The following is a 14,944-nucleotide window of genomic DNA, read 5'->3' on the forward strand; positions in this document are numbered from 1 at the left end:
CGTCCGGTGGCCGTGCGTTCCATCGTGGAGCACGCAGAGTGATTTCTCGCTCGCGCGGATGTGACGGCTGAGGCGTACCGGGGCGTCTGATGCGACGCGGCGGCGGCCGGGGCGGGTCGTGGCGTGACCCTCGGCGAACCGGCGGGACGGATCGGACGAGCGGCATGCTCCCCACCCATACCGGCGGCGCTCCGACGGCTCGTCACCGCCGTCGCGGCGCGTGCGGGTGAGCACACGCCCGCCGGCCCGGAGCCGCGCGGAAGCCCGCTCGTCATCGTGACGACACACACCGGCCACCACCTCCCGTCTTCACTCACCGTGTTCACGTGAATTACCTCTGTTGCATCGGCGGACGTGAGCCTATGCTCGCCCCTTGGGTACGACGCAACCCCCGATCAATGGGCGTCGGAGGCACCAGGCACAGAATCCGCAGCGATCAGTACAGGTCAATACAAGTGGCGGCGACGGGGGCCCGGAGTGACAGTTCCGGGCGCGCTTCCGCATGCCCGGAGCGGGTCGGCGTGATCGCCCCGGGCCGGCACCGAGGAGGGATCGGCGTTGCGCACACGGCAATCCCGCCGATGGGAAATCTTCCTGCTCAGCGTTGTGCTGGTGGTCGGCTCGGCCGGCTGCGGCACCGAGCCGGAGGCGGCCACCCGTCCGCTGACCGGCCGCGCCGCCGCACCCGCAGCCCATTCCAGCGCCGAGGAGGACGCCGCCGGAAAAGCGGCCCTGGCCGCCTATTCCGGCTATCTCGACGCGTCCCGGGCAGCCAGTGCGCGCAGCGATCCGTCCCATCCCGCTCTGACCCGTTTTCTGGCTGATCCGTTGCTGACTCGGGTGCGAATGGCGATTCTCGACGCGAAGGAGCACGGCGCGATGCGTACCGGGAAACTGCTCTCCGACCCCGAGGTCGTGTCGGTCGACCTGACCGCCCGCCCGCCCACTGTCGAGATCCAGGACTGCCTGGACGCGAGCGGCTACCGGCTCGTCTACGCCAAGAACCGCAAGGCCGTGCCCGGCACCCGCAGCGGACGCTACCTGGCCACCGCCACAGCGGTCCGTTTCCCGGACGGCCGGTGGCTGGTCAACGGCGGCACCGCACACCAGGACCAGCCGTGCTGACCTGGGGAGGAAGGGGTGTCCCGGCCCGCCCGACCCGGGCCGGGACGCCCCGCCGGCTGCTGCTCGCCGCCGGCCTGGCCGCGCTGCTGACGCTCACCGGCGCACCCGCACGCGCCGCCGACCCGGGCGGCTCCTGCCCGCCGGAGCAGACCGACTGCGACGTCTGGGACGACGACCCCGGCACCCCCGGCGGACCGGGTGGGCCGGGTGGGCCGGGTGGCGGCGGGGACAACGGCGGCGGGGGCGGCAGCACCCCGAAGTGCCAGTGGAACGGCCGGGCCATCCCCTGCTACCACCCGGTTCTCGGCTGGTTCAACAACGCCGACGGCTGCTACTACAAGCTCGAAGAGCCGCAGGGCGAGGCGCCTCCCGGCCAGCAGTGGTACCAGCTCACCTGCAACGGCGGCGACATCGGCAGCCTGCGGCGGGCGCTTCTCGACGCCCCGCCGCCCGGCTACGGCGCGCCGCCGGACCCGGAGGAACTGGCCCGCCGCGCGCTGGCCTCGATCTCACTGCTCCCGCCCCGCGCGTCGGTGGCGCCCCGGCGCAGCCAGGGCCCCGGCCTGGTCGGGCTGCCCGTCTGGATGTGGGCCAGCCCGGGCGCCTCGTACTTCGGTCCGCTGTCCGCGTCCGCCTCGGACCGAGGGCTGACCGTGGAGATCACCGCGAAGGTGGACCGGATCGTCTGGCACATGTCCGACGACATCGACGTCACCTGCGACGGGCCGGGCACGCCGTACCGGGCGAACGGGCCGAGGGCCGGGTCCACCTCGCCCGACTGCGGCCTCGACCAGGGCTATCCGGAGGCCGGCACCTACCAGGTGAGCGCCACGACGTTCTGGACCGTCGAGTGGTCCGGCGGCGGGGAGAGCGGCGTGATCGCCCAGAGCCGGTCCAGCGGCGTCATCTCGGTACAGATCAACGAGCTTCAGGTGGTGACCCGATGAGTGTCGTGGCAGCCCGCAACGGAACCCCGGTGGAGGCACCCGTCGCACCGCCGAAGGTGGTCCGGCAACGACGCGTCCGCCCCGGCCTGCTCGGCCTGGCGGTCCTGCTGATCGCGCTCGGCGGGCTGGGCGCGGCGTTCGCTGTCACGTCGGTCCGCTCCACCGGCACGTACCTGGCCGTGGCCCGGCCCGTCGACGTGGGACAGCAGCTCACCGCCGGCGATCTGGTGCCGGTACGCGTATCCGGCGGACGGGAACTCCAGCCGGTGTCCGCCGACCGGATGGACGAAGTGCTCGGGCTGCGGGCGGCCGTCCGGCTCACCCCGGGCACGCTGCTGACCCCGGCGCAGCTCACCGAGGCCCCGCTGCTCGGCGCCGGTCAGCAGCAGATCGCGCTGGGGCTGGAGCCCGAGCAGGTGCCGGCCCGCAAGCTGCACCCCGGCGACAAGGTGCTGCTGGTCAGCACGCCCTCGAACGCGACCGGCGGCGGCTCCGACGCGTCCCGTGGCGGCGGCACCCGATTCGAGGGGACCGTGATCGACACCGCCACGCCGCAGAACGGTGACGTGGTGGTCTACCTGGCACTGGCCGTACGGGACGTGCCGGCGGTCGTGGCGCTCGCCGCCGACGACCGGATCGCGCTCGTGCTCACCGAGGCGGCCTGATGGCGATCATCGCCCTGGTCTCGGCGAAGGGGTCGCCGGGCGTCACCACCGCCGCGCTCGCCGCCGCGCTGAGCTGGCACCGGCGGCTGGTGCTGGCCGAGTGCGACCCGGCGGGCGGCTCGATCCTCGCCGGTTACCTCGGCGGGGCGCTGGACGGCCCGCGCGGCATCGGTGAGCTGGCCGTGGGTGAGCTGCGGGACGGCAGCCTGGAACACGCGTTCTGGTCCCAGCTGGTCGACCTGGACGCGCCCCGCCGCGAACGGCTGCTGCTGCCCGGTGTGGTGGACCCGGCCCAGGCCGGCAGCGTGATCCCGCTCTGGCAGCGCTTCGCCGACTACTTCACCGGGCTGGAACGGGGCGAACCGCCGTACGACGTGCTCGTCGACTGCGGACGGCTGGCGGTCGGCGGTCCACCGTGGCCACTGCTGCGGGCCGCCGCTGTGGTGCTGCTGGTCACGCGCGCGCACCTGCCCGACCTCTCCGCCACCCGGGCCACCGCCCGCGCGATCGAGCGGGATCTCACCGAGCACCGCGTACCGCCGGGCACGCTGCGACTGCTGGTGGTCGGGGACGGGCACGGCACCAGCGAGATCAGCAAGGCGCTGCGGCTGCCGGTGATCGCCCGCCTGCCGCACGACCCGCGTACCGCCGAGGTGCTCGCCCACGGCGGCACCGTACGCGCGAACCGGCCGCTGATGCGCGCGGCCGGCGCCCTGGAGGTGCCGGTCCGGGCGCTGCTGGACCGGCGGCGCGCCCGGCTGGCCTGGCCCGGGACGACCGCACCGCGCGCGGTGACCGCGCCGAGCGTGCCGGGGGTGTCCGGTGCGGTTTGAGCCGGTCTCGCACGACCCACGCGGGCAGCAGCCGGGCGTCGTCTCCACCGTGCCGCCGCTCGCCCCGCCGAACGGGCGGCACCACGTCCCCGGACCCGTGCCCGCCGCGCCCCCGCCACCGCCGCGCCCCCGGGTCGACTTCGCGGTGGTCCGCGAGCTGCGCCGGGAGCTGAGCGAACGGCTCACCCAGTGGCAGCGCGGACGCGAGTTCGACGCCGACGCCGAGGAGGTCGAGCGCGCCCGGCTGGCGGTCGCCGTGGTGTCCGCGTACGCCGACTCGGTACGTCGGGCCGGCACGCCGATGGCCGCCGACTCGGAACGGGTGCTGCTCGACCAGGTCACCGCCGAACTCGTCGGGCTGGGCCGCCTCCAGACGCTGCTCGTCGACGACAGCATCGAGGAGGTGCACATCCTCGGCTGCGACCAGGTGCGCATCACCCGGCACGGCGGCGGCGTCGACTGGGCCGAGCCGATCGCCGAGACCGACGACGAACTGGTGGAGATCCTCCAGGCGGCGGCCCGCCGGGCCGGTGCCACCGAACGCTCGCTGTCCACGTCGAAGCCCACGCTCGACCTGCAACTTCCCGACGGCAGCCGTCTCGCCGCCGTGTTCCTGGTCAGCCACCGCCCGTACGCGGTGATCCGCAAGCACAACACGCTCGAGGTGAGCCTGGAGGACATCGCGGGCGGCCGGCCCGACCTGGACGAGATGATCGACCCGCTGCTGCGCGACTTCCTCCGCGCGTCCATGCGGGCCGGGCTGAACATCATGGTCGCCGGGCTCGCCGGGGCCGGGAAGACCACTGTGATCCGCGCGCTGATGGACGAGATCCCGGCCGACGAGCCGTACGTGCTGCTGGAGGAGAGCCGGGAACTGCTGCCGGCCCGGCGCGGACACAAGCACCGCGCGGTGATGAGCTTCGAGTCCCGGGAGGGGCACGGCGAGCGCGGCGCGGACGGGCGGCCGGCGGGTGAGGTCAGCATCGCCGACCTGATCCCGGTGTCGCTGCGCATGGGCGTGCTGCGGATCATCGTCGGTGAGGTGCGGTCCCGGGAGATCGTGCCGATGCTCCAGGCGATGACCACGAGCCGCGGGTCGATGTGCACCATCCACGCCCGTACCCCCTCGGGGGTGAGCGAGCGCATCATCGAGCTGGCGCTGTCGCACGGCCGGGAGATGACAGTCGACCAGGCCCGCCGGATGGCCGGCAACGCGCTCGACCTGATCGTCTACGTCACGGTCGAGGACGAGACAGCGATCGGCGGACGCAAGCACCGGTTCGTCTCGCACGTCGAGGAGGTCATCGGCGTCGGCGAGGGCAACCGGATCACCACGACGACCGTCTTCGGCCCCGGGCCGGACGGCCGCGCGGTCCCCCGCCACCTGCCCGAACGCATCCGTGACCAGCTGCTGCGCGTCGGCTACGACGCCCGCCTGCTCACCCGGTTCGTCGAGGCCGGTGTGGGCGCGTGGCGGCGCCCCCGGCACACCCGCCTCGGGGCGCGGCCGAGCGGAGGCCCGGCGTGACGCAGATCGAACTGATCGCCCTGGTCTCCGGCGCGGCCTGCGTGGCCGGGCTGGTGCTGACCGTCGTCGCGCTCGTCGGCACCCGCCGCCCGCCCGGTCCGGCGCCCGGTGCCGGTCCGAGCCTGAGCCGGCTCTGGACCGGTTCCGGCGCGAGCCGCGCCGACCAGCGCCGCTACCAGCTCCTGCTCGGCGCCGCGGTGGTCGCCGGTGCGGTGGCGTTCCTGCTCAGCGGGCTGCCGGTGGTCGGCCTGCTGGTGGCGCTCGCGGTGCCGGGCGTGCCGTGGCTGTTCGCGGTCGGCCGGGCCGAGCAGCGGGCCATCGCCCGGGTCGAAGCCGTAGGCGAGTGGACCCGCCGGCTCAAGGACATCTCGGCCACGGGCCAGGGACTCCAGCAGGCGATCATCGGCACCATCGCCACCGCGCCGGAGGAGATCCAGGAGGAGGTACGCACGCTCGCCGCCCGCCTCCAGGCCGGCTGGCTGGCCCGATCCGCGCTGCTCGCCTTCGCCGACGAGATCGCCGACCCGGTCGCCGACCAGGTGGTGGCCGCGCTGATCCTGCACCTCACCGACCGGGGTGAGCGCCTCGGCGACGTGCTCGGGTCGATCGCCACCGCCGCCTCGGCCGAGGTGGCGACCCGGCGTGAGGTCGAGGCGAAGCGCACCCAGCCCCGGTTCGCGGTCCGCTTCCTCACCGGCATGACGCTGGCGACGCTCGCGTACGGGCTGGTGAACAGCGAATACATCCGTCCGTACGGGACGGTGACGGGTCAGCTCGTGATGGCGGTGCTCGGTGCCGCGTTCGTCGGGCTGCTGGTCTGGGTGCGCTCGATGAGCCAGCCGCCCCGGCCCGCGCGGTTCCTGCCGGCGCCCGACCCGGAGGAGGCGATCGCGTGAGCGCGAGGAGTGAGCTTGCGAGCCCCGCAGTCGCGAACGAAAGGCGGGCTCGATGATCCTCAACTGGCAGATGGCGATCGGGGTGCTCGGCGGGTGCGCGGTCGGGCTCGGGCTGTTCCTGGTCGTGCGCGAGGCGCTGCCGGCCACCCCGGCGCTCGGCCCGGCGCTGCGCCGGCTGCACCAGCCACCCGGCCAGGCCCCGGCCGCCGGCGCCGGACCGGACTGGCTCGGCGGGTTCGCCCGCTGGCTGCGCCCGCCGCACCGGCAGCTCGCGCTGCTCGACCGCACGCCCGAGCAGTACGCCCTGTCCGTGCTGCTGTCGGCGCTCGTCGGGTTCGCCACCCCGGCGGTCGCCTCGGCGGTGCTCTTCGTCGGCGGGGTGGCGCTGCCGGTGGCCGTACCGGTGGTGGCCAGCCTGGGCCTGGCGCTCGGCGCCGGACTGCTCGCGCACCGCGCGGTGCTCGCCAAGGCGGACGCCGCCCGGGACGAGTTCCGGCAGGCGGTCTGCACCTACCTCGACCTGGTGGCGTTGCAGCTCTCCGCCGCGCACGGCCCGGTGCAGTCGCTGGAGCGCGCGGCGGCGGTCTGCGACGGCTGGGTCTTCGACCGGATCCGGGAGGCGCTGCGGCTCGCCCAGCTCCAGATGCACTCGCCCTGGGACGAGTTGCAGGAGCTGGCCGAGCGGATCGGCATCCCGGAGCTGGGCGACGTGGGCGCCATCATGCGCTCCTCCGGCAGCGAGGGCGCCCAGGTGCACGAGACGTTGCGGTCCCGCGCCGACTCGCTGCGCGACCAGATCCGTACCGACAACCTGGCCCGGGCCGAGGGGGTCACCAGCAAGTTGGACATCCCCGGCTCGCTGCTGGTGTTCGTCCTGCTCGGCTTCGCCGTCTATCCGTTCCTCGCCCGCCTGTGAACCCACCCGAGAAGGAGACGACCATGCACCTCTACGCCTACCTGTACGTGGCGGTGAGCACCCGCCTCGCCGAGCTGCGCCGGGACTCCGAGCGCGGCGACAGCCCGGTGCCGACCGCGGTGATCATCTTCGGCCTGGTCGCGGTGGCCATGGCGGTCACCGGGCTCGCCCTGGCCAAGGCGAACAACTGGATGAACGCCATCCCGAACAACACGGCGCCGCAGGCCCCGTGATGCCCAGCCCCGCCCGTACGGTCCGGAGCCGGCCGGCGTCTGCCGGCCGGCCCGCCGGCCCGCCCGGTCCGGGGCGGTTCGCCGCTGCCCTGCGCGCCCGCCTGGCCGAGGGTGAGCGGGGCGCCAACCCGGTCGAGCTGGCCGTGGTGATGCCGGTGATCCTGGTGATGCTGTTCGGGTCGATCCAGGTTGCCGTCTGGTTCGTGGCCCGGTCCACCGCGCTGAACGCCGCGCAGACCGCTGTGAACGCCCAGCGCACGATCGACGCCGGGCCGGACGCCGGACGGCAGCGGGCGATCAGCTTCCTGCAACAGTCCGGGGACTGGCTGGTCGGCTGGGAGCAGACCGGCCCGACCTGCGTCGAGACGGCCACCGGCGTCACCTGCACGGTGCAGGGACGCTCCCTGTCGGTCATCCCGGGCGTCTCGTTCGAGGTCACGCAGACCGCGCACGGCCCGGCCGAACGCTGGACCACCGGATGAGCGCCGGGCCGCGACGGGACCGGGGTTCCGTCTCGATCGAGGTGGCGGTGCTCGCGCCCGCCTTCATCGGGCTGATGGTGCTGGCTGGCGTGGCCGGGCGGACCGCGGTCGCGGACGAGGCGGTGGAGTCGGCCGCCCACGACGCCGCCCGGGCCGCCTCGCTGGCCCGCAACGCCGACGACGGTGCGGAGGCCGCCGAGGCGGCGGCCCAGGACCAGCTCGGCTGGGCGGGGCTGAACTGCACCGGCCCACCCCGGATCGATCTCGCGGGCTCGGTGTCCGGGACGACGACGAGCTTCGCCGCCGCGTACCAGAGCGCCGCAGGCGTGCCGGCGACCGTGACGGTCACGGTGACCTGCACCGTCTCCTTCGACGACCTGAGCGCGCCCGGCCTGCCCGGCGTGCCGGGCGGCAAGACCGTCTCGGCGAGGTTCACCTCGCCGCTGGACACCTACCGGAGTCGCGGATGACCGGGCGGCGCGAGGCGGAGAGCGGCCGGGTGAGCCTGTTCCTGGCCGTGGCGATGACCGGCGTACTGGCGATCATCGGCCTGGCCTACGACGGCGCCGGTCAACTGCGCACACTCCAGCGCGCGGACAACCTGGCCGCCGAGGCGGCCCGCGCCGGCGGCCAGATGATCGACCGCGCGCGGGCCATCGAGGGCGGCCCGAAGCGGATCGACCAGGTCGCCGCCCGCGCCGCGGTCGCCGCCTACCTCGGCGCCGCGGGCGGCGTCCAGGACCACGAGGTCGACTTCCCCGTGGTCGGCACCGAGACCCAGATCCGGGTACGCGTGCAGATCACCTACAGCCGGGACCTGCTGAGTCTGTTCGGCGCACAGAAGACCGCCACCGTCACCGGTGAGGCCACCGCTCGGGCACTCACCGGCCCACCGTAGGAAGGAAGGCCGCCATGGGCGCACCCCGACGCTCCCCCGTCCGCCGCGCCGGCCAGGTTCTCACCGGCCTCGGCGCCCTCGTCGTGCTCGTCGGCGTGCTGGCCGGCGGGCCGGTCGCGTTGCTGGCGTTCGCCGGCAACCCGCTGCCGGATCATCTGCCCACGCTGGCCGAGGTCGGTACGGCGTTGACCAGCCGCGACGACGGTCAACTGTTCCTGCGCGCACTGGCGGTGGTCGGCTGGTTCGGCTGGGCCACGTTCGCGTTCTCCGTCGTGGTGGAGCTGCTCGCGGCGGCGGTACGCCGGCCGGCACCGAAGCTGCCCGGCATGCACCGCCAGCAGAAGGCGGCCGCCGCGCTCGTCGGTTCGGTCGCGCTGATCCTGGTCGCGAGCCCGGCCGCGGCGAGCGCCGCCGCACTGACCGCCCCGCAACCGGTGGTCGCCGCCGTCACCTCGCCGACCGTGACCGCGAGCCAGGTCACCCCGTCGACCCCGGTCGCGGCGGAGACGAGCGAACCGGCCGTGTACCGGGTGGCCAAGGGCGACTACCTGGGCGAGGTGGCCGACCGCTACCTGGACGACTTCGACAGATACAAGGAGCTGGCCCGGCTGAACCGGCTCGCCGACCCGGACCGGATCCGCCCGGGTCAGCTCATCACGCTGCCGGACGGCGCGACGGACTCGGGTGCCCGACGGCACGCCACCGGACGGATCGTGGTCACCGAGCCGGCCGAGACGGCACCCGTCAAGCCCGGTGGCGGCGGCGCCTCCTCGACCACACCGAAGGCGAAGCCCAAGCCCACGCCGCGCGACGCGACGCCAACCGTGGAGGCGCCTGTCGGTCAGCCGCCGGCCATGTCGGCGGGCGCGTCCCGGGCCACCGCCGAGGAGGGCATCAACCGTCCGCTCGCCATCTCGGCGGTGCTGGCCGTGGCGAGCATCGTGGGTGCGCAGATCGGCGCGCTGCTCGGGTTGCGCAAGCGGCCGGTGCCCGCCCGCGCGCTGTCGAGCGGACGGCACCGGCGGGACTGACTCAGGGCAGCCGGGCCTCGACCTGGCCGGACACCACGCGGCTGGGCAGCACGATCTGGTCGTTGGCGGCCGGACCGTGCACCACCTCGCCGCCGTCGAGCCGGAACGCGCTGCCGTGCCAGGGGCAGACCACGCAGGCGTGGCCGTCGATCTGCTCCACCTTGCCCTCGCCGAGCGGGCCGCTCTGGTGCGGGCAGCGCTCCAGCATCACGCTGACGTCGTCGCCGTCCCGGTAGAGGATCACCGGGACGTCGTCGATCTTCTTGGTGACCAGCTCGTGCCGGGGCAGGCTGCCCAGGTCGCCGACCCGGTGCCACCCGTCGCTGATCAGGTGCATCTCGGAGACGCTCTGGCTGGCCTGGGCGCCCTGCTTGTACGCGAGGTGCCCGCCCAGGTACGCCCCACCGCTCGCGGCGGACAGCCCCAGATAGGACAGCGTCCGGCCGAGTCCGTGGCGCCCCTTGAGCCGGGCCGCCAGCGAGCCGGCGTACAGCGCCAGGCCGACGGTGTTGGCGGCGGCGTGCACCAGCCCGATCCGGCGCTGGTCGCGGGTGAGCGTGGCCCAGTCGTTGAGCCCGGCGACCGCCGCGGGCACCGCGCTGACCGTACCGAGACCCACCAGCGCGGTGGCGGCCCGGCGCTGGCCGGGCAGCAGGTCCACCACGGCGGCGGAGATCCAGGCGCCGACCGGCACCTGCACCATCGCGGGGTGCAGCGGATGGCCGAGCCACACCCCGTGCAGCGCGTCGCGCACCCGTTGCGAGCGCAGCGTGCCCTGGACGGCGCGCTGCAACCGGTCACCCACCCGGTCGAGACCGGTGGCCTGTTCGATCTTCGTCAGTAGTTCGCGCACCTGTTCCGACTTCCCGGCAGGAGAGCCCCCAAACCGGACGCCCCGGAATTCCCTCGCACGGAACCCCGCTGGATATACTCAGACGGCCGACCGTATATAGGGAGCTGCGATGACCAAGATCCTGGTGGACGTCGACGACGAGGCGCTGGCGGATGCCGCCGAAGCGTTCGGCACGAAGACCAAGAAGGACACGGTGAACGTCGCGCTCCGCGAGGGCGCGGCGAGACTGCGCCGCGCCCGCGCGCTGGCGGCACTGGCCGAGCGCGGGCAGGCCGGTGACTTCGACGAACTGCTCGACAAGGGCGCCTACCGCTCGTGAAGCTGGCCGACTACCTGATCGACACGAGTGCCCTCGTCCGGCTCCTGCGTGATCCGGACGTGCTGGCGCGCTGGGAGCAGCAGGTGACAGCGGGCCTGCTCGCCGTGTGCCCCCTGGTCGAGCTGGAGTTCCTCTACACCGCCCGGTCCGTCGCCGACCGGACGCGCCTGGCGGAGCAGCTCCGGGCCGCCTTCGGCTGGGTGGTGATGCCGGACCGGGTCTACGAGCGCGCGGCCGAGATCCAGGGCGAGCTGACCGCGCGGGGCACACACCGCTCGGCGGGCGCCGTCGACCTGCTCATCGCCGCCACCGCCGAATACCACGGGCTTTCGCTGCTGCACTACGACCGGGACTTCGACCAGGTCGGAGCCGTCACCGGCCAGCCGATGCGCTGGCTGACCCGGCCCGGCACGATCAAATAGGCCGTAGCCACGACGGTGCCGTCGCGGGCATGCTGAGCCCATGGGGGTACGCGTCGAGCACGCCGGTGCCGTGACCACTGTGATCCTGGACCGGCCCGAGGCACGTCACGCCGTGGACGGGCCGACCGCGCGAGCGCTGGCCGACGCGTTCCGCGCGTTCGACGCCGACCTGGACGCGGCGGTCGCCGTGCTCTGGGGCGCGGGCGGCACGTTCTGCTCCGGTGCCGACCTCAAGGCCGTCGGCACTCCGCGCGGCAACCGGGTCGAGCCCGACGGCGACGGGCCGATGGGTCCGACCCGGATGCGACTGTCCAAGCCGGTGATCGCCGCGATCTCCGGATACGCGGTGGCGGGCGGACTGGAGCTGGCGCTCTGGTGCGATCTGCGGGTCGCCGAGTCGGACGCGACGCTCGGCGTGTTCTGCCGACGCTGGGGCGTACCGCTGATCGACGGCGGGACGGTCCGGCTGCCCCGGCTGATCGGCGAGAGCCGCGCGATGGACCTGATCCTCACCGGCCGTCCGGTGCGCGCCGACGAGGCGTACGCGATGGGTCTGGTCAACCGGCTGGTCGCGCCGGGGGAGGCTCGCGCGGCGGCCGAGGAACTGGCCGCCGGGATCGCCCGGTCCCCGCAGACGTGCCTGCGCAACGACCGGGCGGCGGTGCTGGCCGGCGCGGGGCTGCCGGAGCCGGAGGCGATGGCGGCCGAGCTGACCTACGGCCTGGAGTCGCTCGCGGTGGACGGGGTGCGCGGCGCCGGCCGGTTCGCCGACGGCGCCGGCCGGCACGGCGCGCCGGCCGGCTGAGGCGTCACTTCAGCGCGCGCAGCGCGTCCTCGATGGCCCTGTGGAACGTCGGGTACGCGTAGATCATGTGCCGGAGCTGACTGATCGGCACCGCCGCGTGCACCGCCACGACGAGCGCGGAGAGCACCTCGCCACCGGCCGGTCCGGCCGACGTGGCGCCGACGAGGACGCCCTGGTCGGCGTCGGCGATCAGCTTGATGAACCCGGCGTTGCCGGTCTTGTGGATCCAGCCCCGGGCCGACGAGGTGAGGTCGGCGTACCCGACCTGGACGTTGACGCCGCGCTCGCGGGCCTGCTGCTCGGTGAGGCCGACCGCGCCGACCTCCGGGTCGGTGAACGTGACCCGGGGCAGCGCCCGGTAGTCGGCGACCGGGACGCTGCCCGGCGCGGCAGTCGATCCGCCCGCGCTCATCGCGCCACCGACCGCGCTGACCACCCCGGCCGCGCCGCCGACCACACTCGCGGTGCCGCTGGCGTCCGGGCCTCCCTTGGTACGCCGCATGTGGTCGAGCACGTCCGCCACCACGATGCCGGCCTGGTACATGGCGATGTGGGTGAACGCGCCCTCGCCGGTGAGGTCGCCGACGGCCCAGATCCCGTCGGTGACGTGCATCCGGTCGTTCACCGGCAGGTAGCGCTGCCCGGCGTCCACCCCGACGGTGTCCAGGCCCAGCTCCTCCAGGTGCGCCTTGCGGCCGGTCACCACGAGCAGCTTCTCGCCGGTGAACTCGGCGTCGTCGGCGTGCACGGTGAACGTGTCGCCGTCGTGGCCGACCTGGCCGGCCTTGACCCCGGTGTGGATCTCCACCCCGTCGGCGCGCAGCGCGTCGGCGGCCAGCGCGGACGCCTCCGGCTCCTCGACGGCCAGCACCCGGTCGGCCGCCTCGATCACCGTCACCCGGACGCCGAACCGCGCGAAGACCTGGGCGAGTTCCAGCCCGATCGCGCCGCCGCCGAGCACCAGCAGCGAGCCGGGCAGTTCCTCCACCTCGATGGCCTGGTGGTTCGTCCAGTACGGCGTGTCGGCCAGCCCGTCGATCGGCGGGACCGAGGGCCGGGTGCCGGTGCCGAGGACCACGCCGTAGCGGGCCTGGAACACCTGGTCGCCGACGCGTACGCGGTTCGGGCCGTCGAGCCGCCCGCTGCCCCGGACGAACCGGCCGCCCTTGCCGGTGAACCGCTCCACCGCCACCTTGTCGTCCCAGGTGTCGGTGGCCTCGGCCCGGATCCGCTTCGCCACCGGCGCCCAGTCGGGCCGCACCTGGGCGGACCCGGCCAGCTCGTTGACCCGGTGCGCCTCGGCCAGCGCGTTCGCCGCCCGGATCATCATCTTGCTCGGCACGCACCCCCAGTAGGGGCACTCGCCGCCGACCAGGTCCCGTTCGATGCCGACCACGGTGAGGCCGGCCTCGGCGAGCCGCCCGGCCACCTCCTCGCCGCCGACGCCGAGCCCGACCACGACCACATCCACCAGTTCCGGCTCCGCCATTCCGCAAGCATTCCGCACCTGCGGGGCACCGGCCACCGCACCGGCCCGGAATTCCCGCGCCGGTAACGAACGCGACCACCTACCGTGGCCGCATGCACGCGCGCTTCGCCCCGGTCCGGGACTGCTTCCACGACCTGTTCTCGACCGGCCGCGAGACCGGCGCGTCGCTGTCGGTGTGGCACGACGGTGTACCGGTGATCGAACTGGTGGGTGGCACCACCGCCGCGGTGCCGCCCGGCACTGTCGTACCGGCCGCCGGGGCAGATTGTCCGTGGCGGCCGGACACGCTCGTCGACGTCTACTCGGTCGGCAAGCCGGTGGTCGCGCTCTGCCTGCTTCTGCTCGTCGACCGGGGCCGGGTCGACCTGGACGCGCGGGTGTCGGCGTACTGGCCGGGGTTCCGTGCCCCGGCCACCGTGCGGCAGGTGCTCGCCCACACCGCCGGGCTGCCCGCCTTCCCGGTGCCCCGGCCCGCCACCGCGATCGCCGACTGGGACCTGCTCTGCGCCGACCTGGCCGCCGCCGACCCCGAGTGGACGCCGGGCGCCGTCGCGGGCGAGCACGCCTGGACGTACGGGCACCTGGTGGGCGAACTGGTCCGCCGGGTGGACGGGCGGCCCGTGGGCCGGTTCCTGGCCGAGGAGATCGCCGGTCCGTGGCGTCTGGACCTGGCCTTCGGGCTGGACGAGGCGGACCGGCGGCGGTGCGCCGACCTGTCGTACGCCGATCCGGCCTGGCCGGACGCGATGCGCGGCGAGCCGGGCTCGTTGCGGGCGCGGGCGCTGGACAACCCGCCGGGCGGCCTCGATGTCGCGATGGTGAACAGCGACCTGTGGCGGGCCGCCGAGATCCCGGCGGTGAACCTGCACGCCACCGCCGCCGGGCTCGCCCGGCTGTACGCGGGCCTGCTCGCCGGCGGCACCCTGGACGGGGTACGGCTGTTCAGCCCGGAGCTGGTCGCGGAGGCGACGCGGGTGCAGTACGCCGGCCCGGACCTGCTGCTGGACCGGCCGGTGGACTGGACGCTCGGCATGCAGTGGGAGCCGGACGGTAGTTGGGGCATGGGCGGGATCGGCGGCAGCAGCGCCTGGGCCGACCCGGAGCGCGGCTACACCTTCGCGTACGCGACAGCCCGGCTGGCCGACCACGACCGGGTGGAGGAGCTGGTGGAGGCGTTGCACTCCTGCCTCTGATCTCCCGTCACGTTCGGTGATCCGGGGCGTCGTCACGCAGCGCATTCGGCCGGCCGAGTGCCGGTGTCTTCCCTTTTCCGCCTTTGCTCTGCAGCCATCGGCGCAGCACGGCACTGAGCAGGGGTTTCCTCGCAGGTCCGAAAACCGCCAAAGGCCGAGACGGTCACTTTCCGCAACCGATGCGGATATGGCTGCAGAGCAAAGGGGACGAGAGGCAGCAGGCCGCGGCGGGCAGGGAATCACTGAGCGTTACCCCGGCGGGCCGCGACCAGCGGGCGGGCGGGCGGCGGGCAGCGGGCAGCGAGCGGC

Annotated in this window: 18 protein-coding genes; 16 read left to right on the forward strand and 2 right to left on the reverse strand. The window is 74.2% G+C overall.

What is annotated here, in order from left to right:
* The first annotated feature begins 558 nt into the window (after positions 1-558).
* The 12 genes from ACN27C_RS07210 to ACN27C_RS07265 are packed head-to-tail and all read left to right on the forward strand — an operon-like array spanning position 559 to position 9,554.
* Positions 559-1,125, forward strand: a complete 567-nt coding sequence (locus tag ACN27C_RS07210) for a hypothetical protein (RefSeq protein ID WP_422750774.1) — start codon at positions 559-561, stop codon at positions 1,123-1,125.
* A complete protein-coding gene (locus ACN27C_RS07215) occupies positions 1,119-2,072 on the forward strand; it encodes a hypothetical protein (protein WP_422750775.1) in 954 nt (317 codons plus the stop codon). The genes ACN27C_RS07210 and ACN27C_RS07215 overlap by 7 nt, the downstream gene beginning before the upstream one ends.
* Positions 2,069-2,737 (forward strand): SAF domain-containing protein, encoded by a 669-nt coding sequence (locus ACN27C_RS07220; protein ID WP_422750776.1) that lies wholly within the window; start codon positions 2,069-2,071, stop codon positions 2,735-2,737. The genes ACN27C_RS07215 and ACN27C_RS07220 overlap by 4 nt, the downstream gene beginning before the upstream one ends.
* On the forward strand, positions 2,737-3,570 hold the full coding sequence (locus tag ACN27C_RS07225) for a ParA family protein (RefSeq protein WP_355513493.1): 834 nt from the start codon (positions 2,737-2,739) through the stop codon (positions 3,568-3,570). The genes ACN27C_RS07220 and ACN27C_RS07225 overlap by 1 nt, the downstream gene beginning before the upstream one ends.
* On the forward strand, positions 3,560-5,098 hold the full coding sequence (locus tag ACN27C_RS07230; RefSeq protein WP_120572241.1) for a CpaF family protein: 1,539 nt from the start codon (positions 3,560-3,562) through the stop codon (positions 5,096-5,098). The genes ACN27C_RS07225 and ACN27C_RS07230 overlap by 11 nt, the downstream gene beginning before the upstream one ends.
* Positions 5,041-5,994 (forward strand): type II secretion system F family protein, encoded by a 954-nt coding sequence (locus ACN27C_RS07235; RefSeq protein ID WP_422750777.1) that lies wholly within the window; start codon positions 5,041-5,043, stop codon positions 5,992-5,994. The genes ACN27C_RS07230 and ACN27C_RS07235 overlap by 58 nt, the downstream gene beginning before the upstream one ends.
* A 52-nt stretch (positions 5,995-6,046) precedes the next feature.
* Positions 6,047-6,910 carry a type II secretion system F family protein gene (locus ACN27C_RS07240; RefSeq protein ID WP_252452056.1) on the forward strand — a complete coding sequence of 288 codons (864 nt, stop codon included), beginning with the start codon at positions 6,047-6,049 and terminating at the stop codon, positions 6,908-6,910.
* 23 nt (positions 6,911-6,933) lie between these two features.
* Positions 6,934-7,143, forward strand: a complete 210-nt coding sequence (locus ACN27C_RS07245) for a hypothetical protein (RefSeq protein ID WP_013283462.1) — start codon at positions 6,934-6,936, stop codon at positions 7,141-7,143.
* On the forward strand, positions 7,143-7,625 hold the full coding sequence (locus tag ACN27C_RS07250; RefSeq protein ID WP_120574049.1) for a TadE family protein: 483 nt from the start codon (positions 7,143-7,145) through the stop codon (positions 7,623-7,625). Before ACN27C_RS07245 ends, ACN27C_RS07250 begins: the two co-directional genes overlap by 1 nt.
* On the forward strand, positions 7,622-8,095 hold the full coding sequence (locus tag ACN27C_RS07255) for a TadE/TadG family type IV pilus assembly protein (RefSeq protein WP_357898216.1): 474 nt from the start codon (positions 7,622-7,624) through the stop codon (positions 8,093-8,095). The genes ACN27C_RS07250 and ACN27C_RS07255 overlap by 4 nt, the downstream gene beginning before the upstream one ends.
* Positions 8,092-8,523 carry a pilus assembly protein TadG-related protein gene (locus ACN27C_RS07260; protein WP_120572243.1) on the forward strand — a complete coding sequence of 144 codons (432 nt, stop codon included), beginning with the start codon at positions 8,092-8,094 and terminating at the stop codon, positions 8,521-8,523. The genes ACN27C_RS07255 and ACN27C_RS07260 overlap by 4 nt, the downstream gene beginning before the upstream one ends.
* Before the next feature lie 14 nt (positions 8,524-8,537).
* On the forward strand, positions 8,538-9,554 hold the full coding sequence (locus ACN27C_RS07265) for a LysM peptidoglycan-binding domain-containing protein (RefSeq protein ID WP_422750778.1): 1,017 nt from the start codon (positions 8,538-8,540) through the stop codon (positions 9,552-9,554).
* A 1-nt stretch (position 9,555) separates the two neighbouring features.
* Here the strand turns inward: ACN27C_RS07265 and ACN27C_RS07270 are convergent, their stop codons facing one another.
* The gene (locus tag ACN27C_RS07270) at positions 9,556-10,407 is read right to left on the reverse strand and encodes a Rieske 2Fe-2S domain-containing protein (protein WP_121685913.1); all 852 of its coding nucleotides are present in this window, start codon (positions 10,405-10,407) and stop codon (positions 9,556-9,558) included.
* A 109-nt stretch (positions 10,408-10,516) separates the two neighbouring features.
* Here ACN27C_RS07270 and ACN27C_RS07275 point away from each other — a divergent pair, with 109 nt between their 5' ends.
* The 3 genes from ACN27C_RS07275 to ACN27C_RS07285 are packed head-to-tail and all read left to right on the forward strand — an operon-like array spanning position 10,517 to position 11,953.
* A complete protein-coding gene (locus ACN27C_RS07275; protein ID WP_350814331.1) occupies positions 10,517-10,726 on the forward strand; it encodes a type II toxin-antitoxin system VapB family antitoxin in 210 nt (69 codons plus the stop codon).
* Positions 10,723-11,148 carry a PIN domain nuclease gene (locus ACN27C_RS07280; RefSeq protein WP_121685912.1) on the forward strand — a complete coding sequence of 142 codons (426 nt, stop codon included), beginning with the start codon at positions 10,723-10,725 and terminating at the stop codon, positions 11,146-11,148. Before ACN27C_RS07275 ends, ACN27C_RS07280 begins: the two co-directional genes overlap by 4 nt.
* A gap of 40 nt (positions 11,149-11,188) precedes the next feature.
* Positions 11,189-11,953 (forward strand): crotonase/enoyl-CoA hydratase family protein, encoded by a 765-nt coding sequence (locus ACN27C_RS07285; RefSeq protein WP_422750779.1) that lies wholly within the window; start codon positions 11,189-11,191, stop codon positions 11,951-11,953.
* 4 nt (positions 11,954-11,957) lie between these two features.
* Here the strand turns inward: ACN27C_RS07285 and ACN27C_RS07290 are convergent, their stop codons facing one another.
* Positions 11,958-13,442, reverse strand: coding sequence for a dihydrolipoyl dehydrogenase family protein (locus ACN27C_RS07290; protein WP_422750780.1), 1,485 nt, complete (start codon positions 13,440-13,442; stop codon positions 11,958-11,960).
* A 92-nt stretch (positions 13,443-13,534) separates the two neighbouring features.
* On the opposite strand from ACN27C_RS07290, the gene ACN27C_RS07295 reads away from it, so the two are divergent.
* Complete coding sequence (locus tag ACN27C_RS07295) at positions 13,535-14,635, forward strand: serine hydrolase domain-containing protein (protein ID WP_422750781.1); 1,101 nt, start codon at positions 13,535-13,537, stop codon at positions 14,633-14,635.
* Positions 14,636-14,944: the final 309 nt, after the last annotated feature.

Source organism: Micromonospora sp. WMMD1219 (assembly GCF_049315215.1).
Taxonomy (GTDB): domain Bacteria; phylum Actinomycetota; class Actinomycetes; order Mycobacteriales; family Micromonosporaceae; genus Micromonospora; species Micromonospora tulbaghiae.

Bases quoted from the DNA above. Each gene is read 5' to 3' on its own strand.
- ACN27C_RS07220 (WP_422750776.1), top strand. From the start codon at position 2,069: ATGAGTGTCGTGGCAGCCCGCAACGGAACCCCGGTGGAGGCACCCGTC.
- ACN27C_RS07225 (WP_355513493.1), top strand. From the start codon at position 2,737: ATGGCGATCATCGCCCTGGTCTCGGCGAAGGGGTCGCCGGGCGTCACC.
- ACN27C_RS07240 (WP_252452056.1), top strand. From the start codon at position 6,047: ATGATCCTCAACTGGCAGATGGCGATCGGGGTGCTCGGCGGGTGCGCG.
- ACN27C_RS07245 (WP_013283462.1), top strand. From the start codon at position 6,934: ATGCACCTCTACGCCTACCTGTACGTGGCGGTGAGCACCCGCCTCGCC.
- ACN27C_RS07250 (WP_120574049.1), top strand. From the start codon at position 7,143: ATGCCCAGCCCCGCCCGTACGGTCCGGAGCCGGCCGGCGTCTGCCGGC.
- ACN27C_RS07255 (WP_357898216.1), top strand. From the start codon at position 7,622: ATGAGCGCCGGGCCGCGACGGGACCGGGGTTCCGTCTCGATCGAGGTG.
- ACN27C_RS07260 (WP_120572243.1), top strand. From the start codon at position 8,092: ATGACCGGGCGGCGCGAGGCGGAGAGCGGCCGGGTGAGCCTGTTCCTG.
- ACN27C_RS07265 (WP_422750778.1), top strand. From the start codon at position 8,538: ATGGGCGCACCCCGACGCTCCCCCGTCCGCCGCGCCGGCCAGGTTCTC.
- ACN27C_RS07275 (WP_350814331.1), top strand. From the start codon at position 10,517: ATGACCAAGATCCTGGTGGACGTCGACGACGAGGCGCTGGCGGATGCC.
- ACN27C_RS07285 (WP_422750779.1), top strand. From the start codon at position 11,189: ATGGGGGTACGCGTCGAGCACGCCGGTGCCGTGACCACTGTGATCCTG.
- ACN27C_RS07290 (WP_422750780.1), bottom strand. From the start codon at position 13,442: ATGGCGGAGCCGGAACTGGTGGATGTGGTCGTGGTCGGGCTCGGCGTC.
- ACN27C_RS07295 (WP_422750781.1), top strand. From the start codon at position 13,535: ATGCACGCGCGCTTCGCCCCGGTCCGGGACTGCTTCCACGACCTGTTC.